The 18786-nt window shown below is 71.6% G+C and carries 13 protein-coding genes; 7 read left to right on the top strand and 6 right to left on the bottom strand.

Annotated features, from left to right (window positions below):
* Positions 1–32: 32 nt before the first annotated feature.
* The 5 genes from OIE69_RS12025 to acnA all read right to left on the bottom strand — a co-directional run bounded on the left by OIE69_RS12025 (position 33) and on the right by acnA (position 7817).
* Positions 33–1229 carry an ROK family transcriptional regulator gene (locus tag OIE69_RS12025; protein ID WP_326571970.1) on the bottom strand — a complete coding sequence of 399 codons (1197 nt, stop codon included), beginning with the start codon at positions 1227–1229 and terminating at the stop codon, positions 33–35.
* A gap of 226 nt (positions 1230–1455) precedes the next feature.
* Positions 1456–2391 carry a carbohydrate ABC transporter permease gene (locus tag OIE69_RS12030; RefSeq protein WP_326571971.1) on the bottom strand — a complete coding sequence of 312 codons (936 nt, stop codon included), beginning with the start codon at positions 2389–2391 and terminating at the stop codon, positions 1456–1458.
* Positions 2392–2407: 16 nt separating this feature from the next.
* Positions 2408–3340, bottom strand: coding sequence for a carbohydrate ABC transporter permease (locus OIE69_RS12035; protein ID WP_326571972.1), 933 nt, complete (start codon positions 3338–3340; stop codon positions 2408–2410).
* Positions 3341–3441: 101 nt separating this feature from the next.
* Positions 3442–4836, bottom strand: a complete 1395-nt coding sequence (gene ngcE, locus OIE69_RS12040) for an N-acetylglucosamine/diacetylchitobiose ABC transporter substrate-binding protein (RefSeq protein WP_326581098.1) — start codon at positions 4834–4836, stop codon at positions 3442–3444.
* A 266-nt stretch (positions 4837–5102) separates the two neighbouring features.
* Entirely contained in the window at positions 5103–7817 is a 2715-nt protein-coding gene (gene acnA / locus OIE69_RS12045) for an aconitate hydratase AcnA (protein WP_326571973.1), read from the bottom strand.
* A gap of 312 nt (positions 7818–8129) precedes the next feature.
* Here acnA and OIE69_RS12050 point away from each other — a divergent pair, with 312 nt between their 5' ends.
* Positions 8130–8252, top strand: a complete 123-nt coding sequence (locus tag OIE69_RS12050) for a hypothetical protein (RefSeq protein ID WP_326571974.1) — start codon at positions 8130–8132, stop codon at positions 8250–8252.
* 10 nt (positions 8253–8262) lie between these two features.
* On the opposite strand, the gene OIE69_RS12055 is transcribed toward OIE69_RS12050, so the two are convergent.
* Complete coding sequence (locus tag OIE69_RS12055) at positions 8263–9090, bottom strand: isocitrate lyase/PEP mutase family protein (RefSeq protein ID WP_326571975.1); 828 nt, start codon at positions 9088–9090, stop codon at positions 8263–8265.
* Between the two features lie 132 nt (positions 9091–9222).
* On the opposite strand from OIE69_RS12055, the gene OIE69_RS12060 reads away from it, so the two are divergent.
* The 6 genes from OIE69_RS12060 (at position 9223) to OIE69_RS12085 (ending at position 18728) form a co-directional block, all read left to right on the top strand.
* Positions 9223–10713 (top strand): DNA-3-methyladenine glycosylase 2 family protein, encoded by a 1491-nt coding sequence (locus OIE69_RS12060; RefSeq protein WP_326571976.1) that lies wholly within the window; start codon positions 9223–9225, stop codon positions 10711–10713.
* 3 nt (positions 10714–10716) lie between these two features.
* Complete coding sequence (locus OIE69_RS12065; protein ID WP_326571977.1) at positions 10717–11223, top strand: methylated-DNA--[protein]-cysteine S-methyltransferase; 507 nt, start codon at positions 10717–10719, stop codon at positions 11221–11223.
* Positions 11224–11237: 14 nt separating this feature from the next.
* A complete protein-coding gene (locus tag OIE69_RS12070; RefSeq protein WP_326571978.1) occupies positions 11238–12767 on the top strand; it encodes a helix-turn-helix domain-containing protein in 1530 nt (509 codons plus the stop codon).
* A 239-nt stretch (positions 12768–13006) separates the two neighbouring features.
* Positions 13007–13915: a hypothetical protein gene (locus OIE69_RS12075; RefSeq protein WP_326571979.1), complete on the top strand. Its 909-nt coding sequence runs from the start codon at positions 13007–13009 to the stop codon at positions 13913–13915.
* A 50-nt stretch (positions 13916–13965) separates the two neighbouring features.
* Entirely contained in the window at positions 13966–15810 is a 1845-nt protein-coding gene (locus tag OIE69_RS12080; protein ID WP_326571981.1) for an HSP90 family protein, read from the top strand.
* Complete coding sequence (locus OIE69_RS12085; RefSeq protein ID WP_326571982.1) at positions 15810–18728, top strand: hypothetical protein; 2919 nt, start codon at positions 15810–15812, stop codon at positions 18726–18728. The genes OIE69_RS12080 and OIE69_RS12085 overlap by 1 nt, the downstream gene beginning before the upstream one ends.
* Positions 18729–18786 lie beyond the last annotated feature (58 nt).

An 18786-nucleotide genomic window follows, 5' to 3' on the forward strand; every position in this document is an offset into this window, starting at 1 on the left:
GTTTCGTTATCTAGATGAACGCAGAGTGATCTCTACGACACAGCAACCGCTGCAGGAACATTAGCATCCAAAAGGGTCGAATCCCCCACCTCGCTGAGGGCCAGCGCCAGGGCGCCCAGCACCTCGGCACGGGCCCCAAGACCCCCGGAGACAACGGAGAGGCGGCGCGCCGCACTGGGGATCGCGTACCGTGCCACGGACTCCCTGAGGGGCGCGAGGACCAGCTCCCCGGCCTCGGCGAGATCGCCGCCGAGCACCACCCGGCTCGGGTTCAAGAGGTTGGCGAGGCTGGCTACGCCCATGCCGATGTGCCGGCCGACGTCCGCGATGACCCGGCGGCAGCCCGGGTCGCCCTCCCGGCCCAGCTGCACCATGCGCGCCAGGGTGAGGTCGGGACCGTGGCTGCCGCGCAGCAGGTCCAGTACGTAGCGGGCGGCGGTGAAGGTCTCCAGGCAGCCGCGGTTGCCGCAGCGGCACACCGGGCCGGACTCGTCCAGCGTGATGTGGCCGATCTCGCCCGCGGTGCCGCCGGGGCCGCGGTAGATGCGGCCGTCGATCACCAGCCCGGCGCCCACGCCGCTGGCCACCTTGATGTACGCCAGGTCCTTCACCCCCCGGCCGCCGCCCCAGACCAGTTCGCCGAGGGCGCCGAGGTTGGCATCGTTGTCCACCTGGACCGGCGTGCGCAGCCGCTCGGCGAGTTCCTGGCGCGGGTTGATGCCGCCCCACCCCGGCAGGATGGCGGTGGACCCCAGCGCGCCGGTCTCCACGTCGATCGGGCCCGGCACGCCGAGTCCGACGCCGATCACCTTGTCGGCGCCGATGCCGCTGGACTCGATCAGCCGCGCGACGAGCTGCTCGGCCCGGTCGAAGCCCTCGGAGGCCGAGGCGTCCACGTCGATCGGCTCGGACTGCTCCGCGAGCACCTGGTGGGCCAGGTTGCCGACCGCCACCCGCAGGTGGGAGTGCCCGAAGTCGACGCCGACGACGACGCCCGCGTCACCGGACAGCGCCACCGCGCGGGCCCGGCGCCCTCCCGAGGAGGTGGGGGTGACCTGTACCGTCCCGTTGTCCCGCAGTTCGCGGACGATGTTGGAGACCGTCGCGGCGGACAGCCCCGTCGTACGGGCGATCTCCGCCTGCGTCAGCGAACCCGCCAGACGTACGGCCCGGACCACCCGCTCGAGGTTGGCCCGGTGCAGCGACGACTGGGATCCCGGAGTCTCCACGACCATTCCACTCCTGCCGAACCGGACGGGAGCCACGCCGATGAGACCCCGTCGTCTACAACATGTGAACTCTAAGCAAGCCTTTAGGCTCGCTTCCCGTCAAGGGGCAGAACCAGACCGCTGACCTAATGCCCGAAAAATCCAGAAGCGGCCCCGCATACGGCGGGACCGCTTCCGCTCCGCCGCCCGGACGACCCGACGGCGGCCACGTGGAGTGACTTTCCGGTTACTTCAGGGTGCCGGCCGTCAGACCCGCCTGCACCTGCCGCTGGAAGGAGAGGTAGACCACGAGCACCGGCAGCATCGCGATGGTCATGCCCGCGAAGAGCGCCGGGTAGTCACCGGAGTACCCCTGCTGCTGCGCCAGGTTCACCAGGCCCTGGGCCAGCATCGAGCGGTCCGGGTCGCTGCTGGACTGCTGCTGCATGAGGGTCATCGGCAGGATGTACTGGTTCCACTGGCCCAGCACGTTGAAGATGCCCACGCTGATCAGGCCCGGCTTCGCCATCGGCAGCATCACCTGGAAGAAGGCCCGGGAGTGCGAACAGCCGTCGATCATCGCCGCTTCGTGCACCGCCGTGGGCAGGGTCCTGAAGAAGGAGTGCATGAAGAAGACGGTGAAGGGCAGCGAGTAGGCGACGTAGACGAGGATCAGGCCCTGGTAGGTGTTGAGCATGCCCAGGTTGCTGACCATGAAGAACAACGGCACGAGGGCGAGGTACACCGGGAACATCGCGCCGCCGACGAACAGGTAGAAGATGATCCGGTTGCCGGGGAATTCGTAGCGCGCCAGCACGTACGCGGTCATCGACCCCAGCAGCATGGTCAGCGGGACCGAGAACACCAGCACGATCACCGTGTTCACGAAGAACTCGCCGATGCCCTTCTCCCAGGCCCGGGAGAATGCGTCGAGGGACCAGTGCGAGGGCCAGGACCAGGCGCTCGCGCCGATCTCCGTATTGTTCTTGAAGGAGCCGAGGACGATCCATGCCAGCGGCAGGAGGATCATCACGCCCCACAGGATCAGGAAACCGTGCGAGAAGACGTTGAGCGTCGTGCCGCCGTCGGCGAAACGCTCCCGGTCCGTCTTCTTGCTGCCGATCGTGGTGGGCTGCCCCTTGAAGACCGGTACCGGAGTGGGCTGCTTGATGGGAGTGGCCATGGGATGCGCTCCCCGCTCAGTACTCGATGCGATCGCGGCGGGAGACCCGCAGCGCGATGGCGGAAAGGATCAGGGTGAGGAAGAGGATGACGACGCCCATGGCACAGGCGTAGCCGCTCTTTCCGAAGGTGAGGAAGTTGCGCATCAGGTAGGTCGCCATGACCTCACCGTGGTAGTCCGGGCCGCCGCCGAAACTCGATCCCGGAGTGAGGACCGAGGCCAGTACGAAGAAGTCCATCGCGGCGATGGCGAGGTACACCCAGGCCGTCTGCACGCTGTCCCACAGCAGCGGGAGCGTCACCTTGAAGAAGGTCTGCAGGCGGCCGGCGCCGTCCAGCAGCGCGGCCTCGTAGATGTCCTTCGGAACGGACTGCATGGCCGCGGAGAACAGCACCAGGTAGAAACCGACTCCGGCCCAGATCTGCACGCCGAGCAGGCACCACATCACCAGGTTGGGGCTGTTCAGCCATTCGACCGGGGTACTCGGGTCCTGAAGGTGCAGTTTGATGAGGATGCCGTTCAGGAGGCCGCTTCCGTCACTGCGGTAGACCGCCTGGAAGAGCACGACGAGAATGGCGACGGAAAGCACCTGGGGGAAGAAGAAGACCACCTTGTAGAAGGCGGATCCGCGCACTCCGCGCACGCCCGTGGTACCGCCGCGGCCGCCCACGTTGAGCATGAAGGCGAAGAAGAGCGCCAGCAGGATCGTGATCACCGGCAGGAAGACCAGCAGCAGCACGTTGTGCTGGAGCGCCTGCAGGAAGACATGGTCCCCGAAGAGCTTGGTGTAATTCTCCAGGCCGACGAAGTGCATCTCCTGGGACTGCCCGGACCAGTCCGTCAGGGAATACCCGAACGTCTGGAGGTACGGCCAGATCACGAAGACGACGTAGAGCACGACCGGAATGACGAGGAATCCCGCGATGAACGGGTACTTGCGGTAACGCATGGCGCTGCTCCTGCCATCGGGTAGACCGTCGCACCGGGGCCCCGAACGCCCCCTGGACCATCAGGGGGCACCGGGGCCCCGGTGCGCAAGGGCCGGGCGAACTAAGAGCCCTTCTTGGCCTTCTCGGCCGCCGCCTTGACCCGCTTGAGCCAGTCGGCGGGCTTGATGCGCTTGGCCATCAGCTCGGCACTGGCGTTCTGCACGTCGGTGTCGAAGGCACTCTGCGTGTTGATGTAGTTGTAGTTGAAGACGTTGCTCCCGGCCGCGGTGAGCGCGGTGACGGTGGACGCGGTGCCCGGGCGCAGCTGGACGTCGGAGCCGACGCCGTCCTTGAGCACGGTCAGCGAGTTGGCCGTCTGGGCGAACTTGCTCGAGGCTTCCTTGGTGAGCATGATCCGCAGGAACTCCAGGCCGCCGGCCTGGTTCTTGGCCTTCTTCGGGACAATGAAGGGCTCACCGGCGCCGGCCCGGATCGCCTCGAAGGGCAGCTTGTCGCCGTCCAGCGAGGGGATCGGCAGGAAGGTCATCTCGAAGTCCGAGGGGGTGGCCTTCAGCTGCTCGTTCTCCAGCCACGAACCACAGGGGATGAAGGCGGCCTTGCCCTCGTTCCAGGCGGTCTGCGACTCGATGTGGGTCATGCCGTTGGTGCCGGGGAGCAGGTAGCCCTTGTCGGCGATCTGGTAGACGGCCTCGACGGCCGCCTTGGCGGCGGGCTCGTCCCAGACGGTCGCGTCCATGTCGTCGATCCGCTTCACCAGGTCCGGACCGCCGTGCTTGGCGATGAGGTCCATGACCACGATGTTGATGTAGTACGGGTACTTGCCCTGGTGGGTGAAGGGCGCGATGCCGGACTTCTTGATCTCCTCGCACAGCGACATGAAGTCGGCCCAGGTCTTCGGCGCGGTCCAGCCCTTCTCCTTGAAGAGCTTGCCGGAGTACCACAGGCCCCAGACGGTGTAGATGTAGGACAGCTGGTACATCTTGCCGTCGTCGAAGCTGCCCGTCTCGATGGTGCCGGGCTGCAGGACGTCCCTGATCTTCTTGCTCGGGTCGTCGATGTAGGGCGCGTCGAGGAGCGGCGTGAGGTCGGTGAGCTGGCCGCTCTTGTAGAGCACGTCCAGCTTGATCTGCTGGGCGCCGGAGTCGTCGACGACGTCCGGCGGGTTGCCGGCGTTGAAGCGGGGCTGGAGCTTGCCGGTGATCTCCTGGGTGCCCAGGTGGCTGACCTTCGACCCGGAGAACTTCTTCTTGTAGATCTTCTCGAACTCGATGGCGTACGCGTCCCCGTAGCCGCCCTTGAAGATCACGACGTCCAGAGGGGCGTCGTTGGCCACGCCGAAGGGGTTCTCCTTGGACTTCTCGCCCTTCTCGGTGCCCTTGTCGTTGCCGCTGCCGCTGGACGCACAGGCACTCAGCAGACCCGCGGCGGGAGCGGCCAACAGGCCCACCGCTGCAGCCCGCTTGATCAGATCACGCCGGTTGACGTCGGATCTCATGCTCAAGTCCTCACCTTCTCCAGGACCCATGCGGTGCGGAGTTGAATCTGTGCACGGGCCACGCACCCGTTGTTCCCCCCGCGCAAGCCCACGTTCAGCGGGCCTCCTGGACGCCGACAGGTATAGTCCACTTCCCGCGAGGTGGGCAAGGTCATGCGCGCTTTTGACGGACAGCTTTCCCTAGTTGAGACCTGCCGGTAACGCGAACGGGCCCGCACCCCCGGCAGGGGTGCGGGCCCGTTCGCCGGGTCCGGACGCGGTGATCCCTACTTGCGGATCAGGGAGCGCAGGACGTACTGCATGATGCCGCCGTTGCGGTAGTAGTCCGCCTCACCGGGGGTGTCGATGCGGACCACGGCGTCGAACTCGACGCCGGTGTCGGTCGTCACCTTGACGGTGCGCGGGGTGGTGCCGTCGTTGAGTTCGGTGATGCCGGAGAACGCGAAGGTCTCCTCACCGGTCAGGCCCAGCGAGGCCGCCGTGGCACCTTCGGGGAACTGCAGCGGCAGCACGCCCATGCCGATCAGGTTGGAGCGGTGGATGCGCTCGTACGACTCGGCGATGACGGCCTTGACGCCCAGCAGCGCGGTGCCCTTCGCGGCCCAGTCGCGGGAGGAGCCGGAGCCGTACTCCTTGCCCGCCAGGACGACCAGCGGGGTGCCGGCGGCCTGGTAGTTCTGCGACGCGTCGTAGATGAAGGCGACCGGGCCGCCCTCCTGCGTGAAGTCGCGGGTGTAGCCGCCCTCGGTGCCCGGCGCGATCTGGTTGCGCAGGCGGATGTTGGCGAAGGTGCCGCGGATCATGACCTCGTGGTTGCCGCGGCGGGAGCCGTAGGAGTTGAAGTCGCGGCGCTCCACACCGTGCTCGGTGAGGTACTGGCCGGCCGGGGTGTCGGCCTTGATCGCACCGGCCGGGGAGATGTGGTCGGTGGTGACCGAGTCGCCCAGCTTCGCCAGCACGCGGGCACCGGCGATGTCGGTGACCGCGTCCGGCTCCATGGTCATGCCCTCGAAGTACGGGGGCTTGCGGACGTAGGTCGACTGCGGGTCCCACTCGAAGGTGTTGCCGGTCGGGATCGGCAGCGACTGCCACTGGGCGTCGCCGGCGAAGACGTCCTGGTAGGAGGTGCTGAACATGTCCTGGCCGATCGCGGAGGCGACGACCTCGTTGACCTCCTGCTCGGAGGGCCAGATGTCCTGCAGGAAGACCGGCTTGCCGTCGGTGTCCGTGCCGATGGCGTCCTTGGTGACGTCCACCTTCATGGAGCCGGCGATGGCGTACGCCACGACCAGCGGCGGGGACGCCAGGTAGTTCATCTTGACGTCCGGGTTGATCCGGCCCTCGAAGTTGCGGTTGCCCGACAGCACCGAGGTGACGGCCAGGTCGTGCTCGTTGACGGCCTTGGAGACCTCGTCCGGCAGCGGGCCGGAGTTGCCGATGCAGGTGGTGCAGCCGTACCCGACGAGGTTGAAGCCCATCTTGTCCAGGTACGGGGTGAGGCCGGCGCGGTCGTAGTAGTCCATGACGACCTTGGAGCCCGGGGCGAGCGTGGTCTTGACCCACGGCTTGCGGGTCATGCCCTTCTCTACCGCCTTCTTGGCCACCAGGGCGGCGGCGACCATGACGTACGGGTTCGAGGTGTTGGTGCAGGAGGTGATCGCGGCGACGGTGACGGCGCCGTGGTCGATCTCGTACGTGGACCCGTCGGGAGCCGTCACCAGGGTCGGGCGGGTCGGGACGCCGTTGGTGGCGGCCGGGGAGTCGGAGGCCGGGAAGGACTCCTTCCCCGACTCGTCCGCGGTGTCGACGTAGTTGCGCACGTCGCTCTTGAACTGCTCGGCGGCGTTGGCGAGGACGATGCGGTCCTGCGGGCGCTTGGGGCCGGCGATGGAGGGTACGACCGTGGAGAGGTCCAGCTCCAGCTTCTCGGAGAAGTCCGGCTCGGCGGCCGGGTCCAGCCACAGCCCCTGCTCCTTGGCGTACGCCTCGACGAGCGCGAGCTGCTGCTCCGAACGGCCGGTCAGCTTCAGGTAGTTAATGGTCTCCGCATCGATCGGGAAGATCGCCGCGGTGGAGCCGAACTCCGGCGACATGTTGCCGATGGTGGCGCGGTTGGCGAGCGAGGTGGCGGAGACGCCCTCGCCGTAGAACTCGACGAACTTGCCGACGACACCGTGCTTGCGCAGCATCTCGGTGATGGTCAGCACGAGGTCGGTCGCGGTGGTGCCGGTGGGGAGCTCGCCGGTCAGCTTGAAGCCGACGACGCGCGGGATCAGCATGGAGACCGGCTGGCCGAGCATGGCGGCCTCGGCCTCGATGCCGCCGACGCCCCAGCCCAGCACGCCGAGGCCGTTGACCATGGTGGTGTGCGAGTCGGTGCCGACGAGGGTGTCGGGGTACGCCTGGCCACCCCGGACCATGACCGTGCGGGCCAGGTGCTCGATGTTCACCTGGTGGACGATGCCGGTGCCCGGCGGGACGACCTTGAACTCGTCGAACGCGGTCTGGCCCCAGCGCAGGAACTGGTAGCGCTCCTTGTTCCGGCCGTACTCCAGCTCCACGTTCTGCGCGAAGGAGTCCGGGGTGCCGAACTTGTCGGCGATGACCGAGTGGTCGATGACCAGCTCGGCCGGGGCCAGCGGGTTGATGCGGGACGGGTCGCCGCCCAGCTCCTTGACGGCCTCGCGCATGGTGGCGAGGTCGACCACGCACGGGACACCGGTGAAGTCCTGCATGATCACACGGGCCGGCGTGAACTGGATCTCCTGGCTCGGCTGCGCCTGGGAGTCCCAGGTGCCGAGCGCGCGGATGTGGTCGGCGGTGATGTTCGCGCCGTCCTCGGTGCGGAGCAGGTTCTCCAGCAGCACCTTCAGGCTGTAAGGGAGGCGCGCGGCGCCCTCGACCTTGTCCAGCCGGAAGATCTCGTACGACTCGTCGCCCACCTGCAGGGTGCTGCGGGCGTCGAAGCTGTTCGCCGACACGACAGTCTCCTTCGTAACTTTGCGCGTACCACCGCAATGCTGCCGCTTCGACCCCTGGCCGATCCGCTAAGGTAAGGCTAACTAAGGGGAGCCTTACCCCTGGCGGCAGCGGTGCGCCTTGGCAGATATCTCGATGTCGAGATAACTCTAATACATCACCGCTGCCGGGTCATGCGCCGGGCCGTCTGTGTGCGGCATCACGCTCCTTCCGCCGCGCCCGGGCACCCCGAGGGTGCCGCCCCTCCCCCGGCCCCGCGCCGAGGACTCCCTCCTGGTGCGGGCGCGGCGGCGACTGCGGGTCCCGTCGGCGGCGTGGCGTTCACCCCGGTCACCGCACCTCACGCCGACGGCGGCGAGGGCGAGGACGACGGAGCGGCGCTGCACCCGGACGGCCTCGGCTTCCCGGAGCCCCGGGACGGCACCTGCTCCGCGTGAGGCCCCGCCGTCACCCCTCCCGGAGCATCAGGGCGTTGAGCTCGCCCCAGGGGATGCCGCCCGCGACGGCGGCGTAGGTGCCGGTGGCGAGCAGCTCTCGCGCGGCCCGGTCGACGAGGGCGTAGGCGGCCTCGGCGACCGCGCTGCCGAGGCTGACGCGCGCGGCGCCCGCGGAGGCCAGGACGGACACCGGCGGCCCTCCGGGGCCGGCCAGGATGCCGACGGGGGCGTCGATGCCCTCGGTCAGGGCGGCGACGACGGCCGGGTCGCTCACACCGGGCACGAAGATGCCGTCGGCGCCCGCCGCGAGGTACCCGGCGGCGCGCTCCAGGGTCTCCCCCAGGTCGCCGGCGCCCCGCAGGTAGGTGTCGGTGCGGGCGTGGACGAACAGCGGCACCCCCTCCTCGTCGGCGGCGCGGCGGGCCGCGGCGATGCGGCCGGCCTGGTCGTCCACGGCGCGCAGGGGGGCCGGGCCGCCGTCGTGGGAGTCCTCGATGTTGACGCCGACCGCGCCGGCGGCCAGCACCGCCCGCACCGTCTGCGCGACGCCCTCGGGGTCGGTCGCGTAGCCGCCCTCGACGTCGGCGCTGACGGGCACGGAGACGGCCGCGGCGACCCGTGCGGTCAGCTCCAGCGCGAGGCCGCGGTCGACGTGGTCGCCGTCCGCGGTGCCCAGGGTCCAGGAGACCCCGGAACTGGTGGTGGCGACGGCGGCTGCCCCGGCGCGCTCGGCGACGCGGGCACTTGCGGCGTCCCAGGCGTTGGCCAGCAGCAGCGGGCGCCCGGGGACGTGGAGGGAGCGGAAGAGTTCGGCCTTGGCCTTGAGTTCGCTGATCACGGACCGCAGTCCATCACCGGCCGGGGGGCGGGTCCGGCGGATTTCCGACACCTACGTCCCGCGCCGCCTCCCCGCACGTCCATGTCGGATTCTCGCTAGCCCCGGCCCGCGCGCGCCGCGGATGCTGGGGATGTGCATGAGGACTTCGAGCGCTGTGTACGCGCCGTGCAGTCGAAGGACTCCCGTTTCGACGGGTGGTTCTTCACCGCGGTGCTGACCACCCGCATCTACTGCCGGCCCGGCTGCCCCGCGGTGCCGCCGAAGCCGCAGAACATGAGCTTCTACCCGAGCGCGGCCGCCGCCCAGCAGGCCGGCTTCCGCGCCTGCAAGCGCTGCCGCCCCGACGCCGCCCCCGGTTCCCCGCGGTGGAACGAGCGGGCGGACCTGGTGGCCCGTGCCATGCGCCTGATCGCCGACGGGGTCGTCGACCGGGACGGCGTGCCCGGGCTCGCGGCGCGTCTCGGCTACAGCACACGGCAGGTCGAGCGGCAGCTGCGGGCCGAGCTCGGGGCCGGGCCGCTCGCCCTCGCCCGGGCGCAGCGGGCGCAGACGGCCCGGCTGCTGATCGAGACCTCGGCGCTGCCGATGGCCGACGTCGCGTTCGCCGCCGGGTTCAGCAGCATCCGCACCTTCAACGACACCGTGCGCGAGGTCTTCGCGCTCACCCCGAGCGAGCTGCGGACGCGGGCGGCACGGGGACGGCGCCCTCTCCCGGCCGCCGACGTCTCGGGCTCCCTGACGCTGCGGCTGCCCTTCCGGGCGCCGCTGTGCCCCGGCAACCTCTTCGGGCACCTGGCCGCGACCGCCGTGCCGGGTGTGGAGGAGTGGCGGGAGGGGGCCTACCGCCGCACGCTGCGGCTGCCCCACGGCCACGGCATCGTGGCCCTGCGGCCCGAGCCCGACCACGTCGCCTGCCGGCTCTCCCTCACCGACTGGCGGGACCTGTCGCACGCGATCAGCCGCTGCCGGTGGCTGCTCGACCTGGACGCCGACCCGGTCGCCGTCGACGGGCTGCTCCGGCAGGACCCGCTGCTCGCCCCGTACGTGGACGCGAATCCCGGGCGCCGGGTGCCGCGCACGGTGGACGGGCCGGAGTTCGCGGTGCGCGTGGTGCTGGGGCAGCAGGTGTCGACCGCCGCGGCGCGCACGCTGGCCGGCCGGCTGGTGGCGGCGCACGGCGAGCCCGTCGCCGACCCCGGGGGCGGGCTGACCCACCTGTTCCCCTCCCCGTGGGCGCTCGCGGGGCTGGACCCGGAGTCCCTGGCCATGCCGCGCACCCGGCGGGCCACGCTGACCGCCCTGGTCGCCGCGCTCACCGAGGGGGGCCTCGACCTGGACGTCGGCAGCGACTGGGAGAAGGCGCGGCGGCAGCTCGAGGCGCTCCCGGGCTTCGGCCCGTGGTCGGTCGAGGTGGTCGCGATGCGGGCGCTCGGCGACCCGGACGCCTTCCCCGCCACCGATTTGGGCGTACGGCAGGCCGCGGAAAAGCTGGGCCTCCCGACGACCCCCGCGGCCCTCGTCCGGCGGGCCGCCGCTTGGCGGCCGTGGCGCGCGTACGCCGTGCAGCACCTGTGGGCCACCGGCGACCACCCCGTCAACGTCCTGCCCGCCGAACGAGCCTGAGGAATGATCATGTCCCTTCGCACACACGCCCTCATCGACAGCCCGGTCGGGCCGCTGACCCTGGTCGCGACCGGCGGTGTGCTGTCCGGTCTCTACATGACCGCGCAGCGCCACCGGCCACCGGAGGAGTCCTTCGGCGCACGCCGCGCCCCGGGCGAGTCCCCGTTCGCACCCGCCGCCGAACAGCTGGGGGCGTACTTCGCGGGCGGGTTGACCGCCTTCGACCTGCCGCTGGACCTGCGCGGCACTCCCTTCCAGCAGCGCGTCTGGGCGGGTCTGCGGACCATCCCGTACGGCACGGTGATGACGTACGGTCAGCTGGCGGACAAGCTCGGCAGCCCCGGTGCGTCGCGCGCCGTCGGGCTCGCCAACGGACGGAACCCGGTCGGCATCATCGTGCCCTGCCACCGGGTGGTCGGCGCCTCCGGCGGTCTCACCGGATACGGGGGCGGACTGGAGCGCAAGCGGTACCTCCTGGACCTCGAGCTCGGCTTGACATCTCATATGTGAGATAGTCTCTCCTCATGGGAGACGACTACCTCGCACGCATCGGCAAGCTCATCCGTGACGCCCGACAGCACCGGGGCTGGACCCAGTCGCAACTTGCGGAGGCGCTCGGGACCAGCCAGAGCGCGGTGAACCGTATTGAACGCGGGAACCAGAACATCAGCCTTGAGATGATCGCCCGAATCGGTGAGGCGCTCGACAGCGAGATCGTCTCCCTCGGCTACGCGGGCCCCATGCACCTGCGCGTCGTCGGCGGGCGCCGGCTGTCCGGCGCCATCGACGTCAAGACCAGCAAGAACGCGTGCGTGGCGCTGCTGTGCGCCACGCTGCTGAACTCCGGGCGGACCACCCTGCGCCGCGTCGCGCGGATCGAGGAGGTCTACCGCATCCTGGAGGTGCTGAACAGCATCGGCGTGCGCACGCGCTGGATCAACGACGGCAACGACCTGGAGATCGTCCCGCCCGCGCGGCTGGAGCTGGACGCCATGGACACCGACGCCGCCCGCCGCACCCGCAGTGTGATCATGTTCCTCGGCCCGCTGATGCACCGCACCGACCGCTTCCGCATCCCGTACGCGGGCGGCTGCGACCTCGGCACCCGTACCGTCCAGCCGCACATGACCGCCCTGCGGCACTTCGGGCTGGACGTGACCGCCACCAGCGGGATGTACCACGCCCGGGTCACCCCTTCCGTGGCCCCGCGGCGGCCCATCGTGCTGACCGAGCGCGGCGACACCGTGACCGAGAACGCGCTCCTGGCCGCCGCCCGGCACGACGGGGTGACCGTCATCCGCAACGCCAGCTCCAACTACATGGTCCAGGACCTGTGCTTCTTCCTGGAGGAGCTGGGTGTGCGGGTGGACGGCATCGGCACCACCACGCTGACCGTGCACGGCGTCGCGGAGATCGACCGGGACGTGGACTACGCGCCGTCGGAGGACCCGGTGGAGGCCATGAGCCTGCTGGCCGCGGCCGTGGTCACCGAGTCCGAGCTGACCATCCGCCGGGTGCCGGTGGAGTTCCTGGAGATCGAGCTGGCGGTCCTGGAGGAGATGGGGCTGGACCACGAGCGCACGGCCGAGTACCCCGCCGACAACGGCCGCACCCGGCTGATCGACCTCACCGTGCGCCCCTCCAAGCTGCGCTCCCCCATCGACAAGATCCATCCCATGCCCTTCCCGGGCCTCAACATCGACAACGTGCCCTTCTTCGCGGCGATCGCCGCCACGGCGCAGGGCTCGACCCTCATCCACGACTGGGTCTACGACAACCGCGCCATCTACCTCACGGAGCTGACCCGGCTCGGCGCCAACGTGAAGCTGCTGGACCCGCACCGTGTGCTGGTCGAGGGCCCGACCCGCTGGCGCACCGCCGAGATGATGTGCCCGCCGGCCCTGCGGCCCGCCGTCGTGACGCTGCTGGCGATGCTCGCCGCCGAGGGCACCTCGGTGCTGCGGAACGTGTACGTCATCAACCGCGGCTACGAGGAACTGGCCGAGCGGCTCAACTCCATCGGGGCGCAGATCGAGACGTTCCGCGACATCTGACCCGTCCCGCCCCTCCTGGCCGGCAAACCGGCTACTCCCCCGCAAGGTGGCCGTGATAATCATGCTCCGGGCCGCGGATCATGGCCCATGGGGGAGAACGGCCAGGCCAGGAGGGGGTCTTCATGGTGGCGGTCCGAGGTGGTCCCGCGGGCGGCACGGTGGGCGGCGGTACGAGAAGCGGATCTGGGCTCTCGCTGAAGCGGTGGGCACCGCGTCCCGTGGCGCGGATGAGCCCCGCGATGGGGAACCCGCGCCTCGCACGACTGCTGGCGGCGGCCAAGGCGGCCGACTGGCCGGCCATGCGCGACGAGCTGTCGGCGGTCTCCGACGACGGGGAGCGCGGCTGGCTGATCGCCAACGCCACCGAGGTCGCGGGCTACGAGCAGTGGATGCCCAGGGCCGTCGCGGACGAACCCGAGTCGGGTCTGGCGCTGCTCGTGGCCGGTGCCCGCCAGGTGGTCTGGGCCTGGGAGGCACGGACCGGACTGCGGGCGAAACACGTCTCGCGTGAGCAGTTCCAGATCTTCCACGAGCGCCTCGAGGTCGCCGAGGACCTGCTCTACCGGGCCGCCGAGCTCGAGCCCGGCTGGGCGTCCCCCTGGTACTTCCTGCAGATGTCCGCCCGAGGGCTGCAGATGGGCCAGGACATCTCCCGCCTGCGCTTCGAGGCCGCCGCCCGGCGGTTCCCGGAGCACCTGGGCGCGCACCAGCAGCAATTGCAGCAGGTCTGCGCGAAATGGGGCGGCTCCCACGACGAGATGCACGCGTTCGCGCGCGCGTCCGTGCTGAGCGCCCCCGAGGGGAGCCCGCTCGGCGTGCTGGTCGCGGTCGCGCACCTGGAGCACTGGCTCGACCTCGATCACGGCGCCACCGACAGCCCGTACATGCGGACGGGCCGCGTCGTCGCGGAACTGCACGAGGCCGCCGACCGCTCGTACCGCCACGCGGCGTACGGGGAGCCGGTGAGCCGGCTCGGCACCCTCAACACCTTCGCCCTGGCCTTCGTCCTGGCCGGCGAGAAGAAGGCGGCCGCGGCCGCCTTCACCGCCACCGGCGGGCTGGTCACGGAGTTCCCGTGGCAGTACCTCGACGGCGACGTCCCGGTGTCGCCCTACCGCACCATGCGGTTCCGCGCCGGACGTCCCTGACCGTCACGCGCCCCGTTCCCCGTCCGCGCACCGCCCGGAAGGCCCCTTCGGTGTCCCAGTCCCCGTCAGCGCACACGTTCCAGGTCGACCTGCGCGGCCTGGTCGACCTGCTCTCCCACCACCTCTACTCCAGCCCCCGCGTCTACCTGCGCGAGCTGCTGCAGAACGCCGTCGACGCGATCACCGCCCGCCAGGCGGTCCAGCCGGGCGCACCGGCCAGGATCACCGTGCGGACCGGTGACACGCTCAGCGTCACCGACACCGGAGTCGGGCTGAGCGAGGCCGACGTGCACACCTTCCTCGCCACCATCGGGCGCAGTTCCAAGCGCGCCGCCGACGGGGAGATCGAGGCCGCCCGCGGCGACTTCATCGGCCAGTTCGGCATCGGTCTGCTGGCCTGCTTCGTGGTGGCCGACGAGATCACGGTCGTCAGCCGCCCGGCGGCCTCGCCCGGCGCCCCGGCCGTGGAATGGCGCGGACGCTCCGACGGCAGCTACACGATCCGCACCCTCCCCGCCGACGCGCTGCCCGAGCCGGGCACCCGCGTGACGCTGGCCCCGCGCGCCGACGCCGGCGAGTGGACGGAGCCCGGGCGGGTGACCTCGCTGGCCCGGCACTACGGCAGCCTGCTGCGGCACGAGGTCACCGTCGTCGACCCGCGCGGCGAGAGCACCACGGTCAACGAGACCCCGCCGTGGGAGCGCCGCCACGGCTCCCCGCTGGCGCGCGCCGAGGCGCTCGCCGAGCACTGCCGCGCGACGTTCGGCTTCACCCCGCTCGACACCATCGACCTCGACCTGCCCGTCGCCGGGCTGCGGGGCGTGGCCTATGTGCTGCCGACCGCCGTCAACCCTTCGGAGCGGGCCGGGCACCGAGTGCACCTGAAGGGCATGCTGCTCTCGGACCGGGCCGCCGAACTCCTCCCGGAATGGGCCTTCTTCGTCCGCTGCGTCGTGGACGTCACCAGCCTGCGCCCGACCGCCTCACGCGAGGCGCTGTACGAGGACGAGACGCTGGCCGCCGTCCGCGACGCCCTCGGCGCCCGCATCCGGGACTGGCTGACCGGGCTCGCCGCCAGCGACCCGGTGCTGCTGCGGCGCTTCATCGACAGCCACCACCTCGCCGTCAAGGCGCTGGCCCGCTACGACGACGCACTGCTGCGGATGCTGCTGCCGTGGCTGCCCTTCGAGACGACGGACGGCAACGTCACGCTGGAGGAGTTCGCCCGCGCCCACCCCACGGTGCTGGTCACCCGCAGCGTCGACGAGTTCCGGCAGGTCGCCCCGATCGCGGCGGCGGCCGGCCTCGGCGTCGTCAACGGCGGCTACACCTACGACCGGGACCTGGTGCACCGGCTGCCCGAGATCCGTCCGGGCACCACGGTCACCGACCTGGACCCGGCCACCGTGACGGCGCACCTCGACCCCGTCGACTCGGCCGCCGAACTCGCCGCCGCCGCCTTCCTCACGGTCGCCCGCGAGGTCGTCGGACAGTACGACTGCGACGTCGTCCTGCGGGCCTTCCAGCCGGTCACGGCGCCCGCGCTGCTCCTGGACGACCGCGAGGCACGCCACGAGCGCACCCGGGCCGGTCTCGCGCAGAGCAGCGACGGCCTGTGGGCGGACATCCTCGGTTCGCTGCGCACGGAGGCCCCGCGGGCCCAGCTCGTCCTCAACCACCTCAACCCGCTGGTGCGCAGGGCCGCCACCGTCACGGAGCGGGGGCTGGCCCTCACCACCGCCGAGGCCCTGTACGGGCAGGCGCTGCTGCTCACCCGGCGGCCGCTGAAGTCCTCCGAGAGCGCGCTGCTCAACCGGGCCTTCATCGGCCTGCTCACCCACGCCATGCACGACCAGGACACCCCCGCGTCCGGGCCGGACGCCGAGGAGCACTGATGCTGGACACCCCCGAGGCCGTGTTCGAGGCGCTCCGCGAGAACAACGAGCGCCCCTACGGAACGCCCCGCACCGTGACCGCCGAGGAACTGGTCGAGGCGGCCGAGCAGTTCGAGGAGAAGGACGTCCTGGTGACGGCGCTGCTCGAACTCATGTCGGCGTACGAGTACGCCGCCGAGCACCGCAAGTCGCCGGTCGTCTTCGCCCGGATCCTGACGCTGTGGGAGGAGGTGCCCGGCTCCTTCAGCGAGTGGGAGGCCCGCCAGGTGCTGTGGCGCCACAAGTGGGTGACGACCTCGCTGCTCCAGGTGCCGGACGTCCCGCTGGCGACGGTCGACGGATGGGTCGGCCGGATGGGCGAGCGCTACCGCGCCGCTGGTGAGGGCCTGCAGCCGGTGGCGGCGATGCGGCACCGGATCGCCGCCCACACCGGCGCGGACCGCGAGACGGCCTGGGACCTGTGGGTCACCCGGCCCCGGGAGCGGCTCAGCGACTGCCTGGCCTGCGAGACCCGGCACCAGGGGCTGCACCACCTCGACGCGGGCGACGACGAACGGGCCCTGCGCACCTGGGAACCGGTGCTCGGCGGCGTCCAGAGCTGCGAGGAGGAGCCCTGGGTCACCCAGGCCCACGCCCTGCTGCCGCTGCTGCGCCTCGGCCGCACCGACGAGGCCCGCTCGTACCACCTGACCGGCTACCGGCACGCCCGCGGCCGCGTCGGCATGGCCGAGGAGACCGGACTGCACGTGGAGTTCTGCGCGCTGTCCGGCAACGAGGGCCGGGCGCTGGAGATCCTCGCCGAGAACCGCGCCCTGTTCGACACCGCCGGAGCCCCGCTCTCGCTGCTCGGCTTCCTCACCGGTGTCCAGGTCCTCGCCCGGCGCCTGGTCGACGAGGGGTACGACACGACTCCCGTCGCCGGGCCGGTGGGGCGCACCTGGACGGCGCGGGAACTGCTGGACCACGTGAGCGGGCAGGGCGACGCCCTGGCGGCGGCGTTCGACCGGCGCAACGGCACCGGCGCCGTCGGCGAGCGCCGCCGGGCGCGGCTCGCCCGACGGCCGCCGCTCGCCGAGCCGCTGGCGCTCGGGCTGCGCTCCGCGGCCGTGCCGTCGCCGGAGGACGGGCCGGTCGTGACGGCCCCGCCCGTGGCCGCCTCCGCACGGGAGGTGCCCCAGGACTTCGTGGAACTGGTCGAGAAGGCACGTGAGTTGGCCGATGCGGGCCGTCCCGGCGACGAGGAGCTGTGGCTCCGTATCGCCGAGCGCGCCGGAGCCGACGGCCATGTCCACGACCCCCGGCTGGGCCCGGAGGAGCGGCTGCGGGGCGAACTGGCCGAGCACCGCGCCTTCACGGCCATGGAGGACGAGGACAAGGCGGCGGTCAGGGCCGCCCTCGCCGAGGCACGCGAGCTGTTCTCGCTGGCCGGCATGCCCGAGCGCGTGCTGACCGCCCGGGCGCGGCTGGCCTCGGTGGGCGTGGAGCCCGGCCCGGAGGCCGACGAGGGCCGGGCGGAGCTGGACACCGTGCTGGCCGAGGCCCGAGCGCTGGCGGACGAGGGCACGCCCACCGCGGAGGTCCGTCGCGCCTACTTCGTCGTGCTGCAGTGCCGCGCGTTCCTCGCGCACACCGAGGCGACGGCCGCGCTGCCCGACGTCCCGGCGGAGCTGCGCGAGCGCTTCGAGGCCGCCGTGGCCGAGGCCGTGGCCGAGTCGGAACGGCTCGGCGCCCCGGAGCGCACAATCAACACCCGGGTGTACGCCGCGGATCTCGCGGCGCGCTCCGGTGATCCGGAGCGGGCCGAGCGGGAACTGCGGAACGTGCTGAGGGTCGTGGAGGCGGCCGGGACGCCCTGGCGCGCCACGCGCCCGCGAGGGCTGCTCGGCCAGGTGCTGCTGCAGCAGCACCGCCCCGAGGAGGCCATGGAGCAGTTCCACGGCGCGCTCGCCTCGGCCGCCGCGCACGGCGACACGGCGTTCCCGGTGGCGCGCACCCACGCGCTGCTCGGCCACGCCGCCGACCACGCGGGCGACCCGGGCGCGGCCGTGCGCCACCTGTCCGACGGGGCGTCACGGCTGGACCGCGAGGGCGACGCGGCGGGCGCCGCCGAGTTGCGGGTGGAGCTGGCGGACGTGCTCGCCCGCGCCGACCGCCAGGCGGACGCCGTCGCCGTGCTGGAGTCGCTGGTCACGGACGAGGCCGCGGCCGGCATGGACGAACGTGCCCTGGCCCAGGCCCGGCTGCTGCTGGCGCGGGGCCTGCGGGAGCTGGAGGAGCACCGCGCGAGCGCCGAGCAGTTCCTGCTGCTGGCCGACGCCGTCGAGCCGTGGGAGGAGCAGTTCACACACACGCTCGTCGCCTCGGAGGCCGCCGTCGCCCTGCTGGGGGCCGGCAGTGAGGACGCGGCGCGCTCCGCGTACGACCGCGCCGTCGCCTCGCATACCAAGGGGCCGAACCCGCACGCGGTCGCGGAGATGATGCGGGACTTCGCCGCGTACGCCGTGTCGGCCGGGGGCGCCGAAGGCCTGGAGGACGCCCTGGAGCACCTGCGCCGGGCCGACGAGGTGCTGGCGGCTCTGGCCGGGGACGACGGGGACGTCGCCCTCTGGTACCAGACCGGCGCCACGCACTACCAGCGCGGCCGGGCCTACGCCGGCGCCGAGCGCTTCCCCGAGGCGCTCGCCGAACTGGAGCGGGCGATCGCCGCCCACGAGGCGGGCGGGCCGCACGGCGAGGCGCCGCGCGCCGAGGCCGTCCGGGTCGCCGCGCTGGTCGAGGCGAACGGCCTCGGCCGGCCGGACGCGGCCCTGTCACGGCTCCGTGCCGCGATCACCCGCTGTCGGGAGGCGGGGCTCGACCAGGCGGCCGGGATCCTCTCCCGGGTCAGCGACGAGGTGTCCTCGCGCGGCCGGGGCTGACCTCCGCGGCAGGAACGTGCGGGCCGCCGGGACCGCGGCCCGCGGGGCGTCGCGTGGT

Origin of the sequence: Actinacidiphila glaucinigra (assembly GCF_035918135.1) — a bacterium.
GTDB classification, from domain to species: domain Bacteria; phylum Actinomycetota; class Actinomycetes; order Streptomycetales; family Streptomycetaceae; genus Actinacidiphila; species Actinacidiphila glaucinigra.

Coding starts and splice junctions, on each gene's coding strand:
- OIE69_RS12030 (WP_326571971.1), bottom strand. CDS start 2,391: ATGGCCACTCCCATCAAGCAGCCCACTCCGGTACCGGTCTTCAAGGGG.
- OIE69_RS12035 (WP_326571972.1), bottom strand. CDS start 3,340: ATGCGTTACCGCAAGTACCCGTTCATCGCGGGATTCCTCGTCATTCCG.
- ngcE (WP_326581098.1), bottom strand. CDS start 4,836: ATGAGATCCGACGTCAACCGGCGTGATCTGATCAAGCGGGCTGCAGCG.
- OIE69_RS12065 (WP_326571977.1), top strand. CDS start 10,717: ATGATCATGTCCCTTCGCACACACGCCCTCATCGACAGCCCGGTCGGG.
- OIE69_RS12070 (WP_326571978.1), top strand. CDS start 11,238: ATGGGAGACGACTACCTCGCACGCATCGGCAAGCTCATCCGTGACGCC.
- OIE69_RS12075 (WP_326571979.1), top strand. CDS start 13,007: ATGGGGAACCCGCGCCTCGCACGACTGCTGGCGGCGGCCAAGGCGGCC.
- OIE69_RS12085 (WP_326571982.1), top strand. CDS start 15,810: ATGCTGGACACCCCCGAGGCCGTGTTCGAGGCGCTCCGCGAGAACAAC.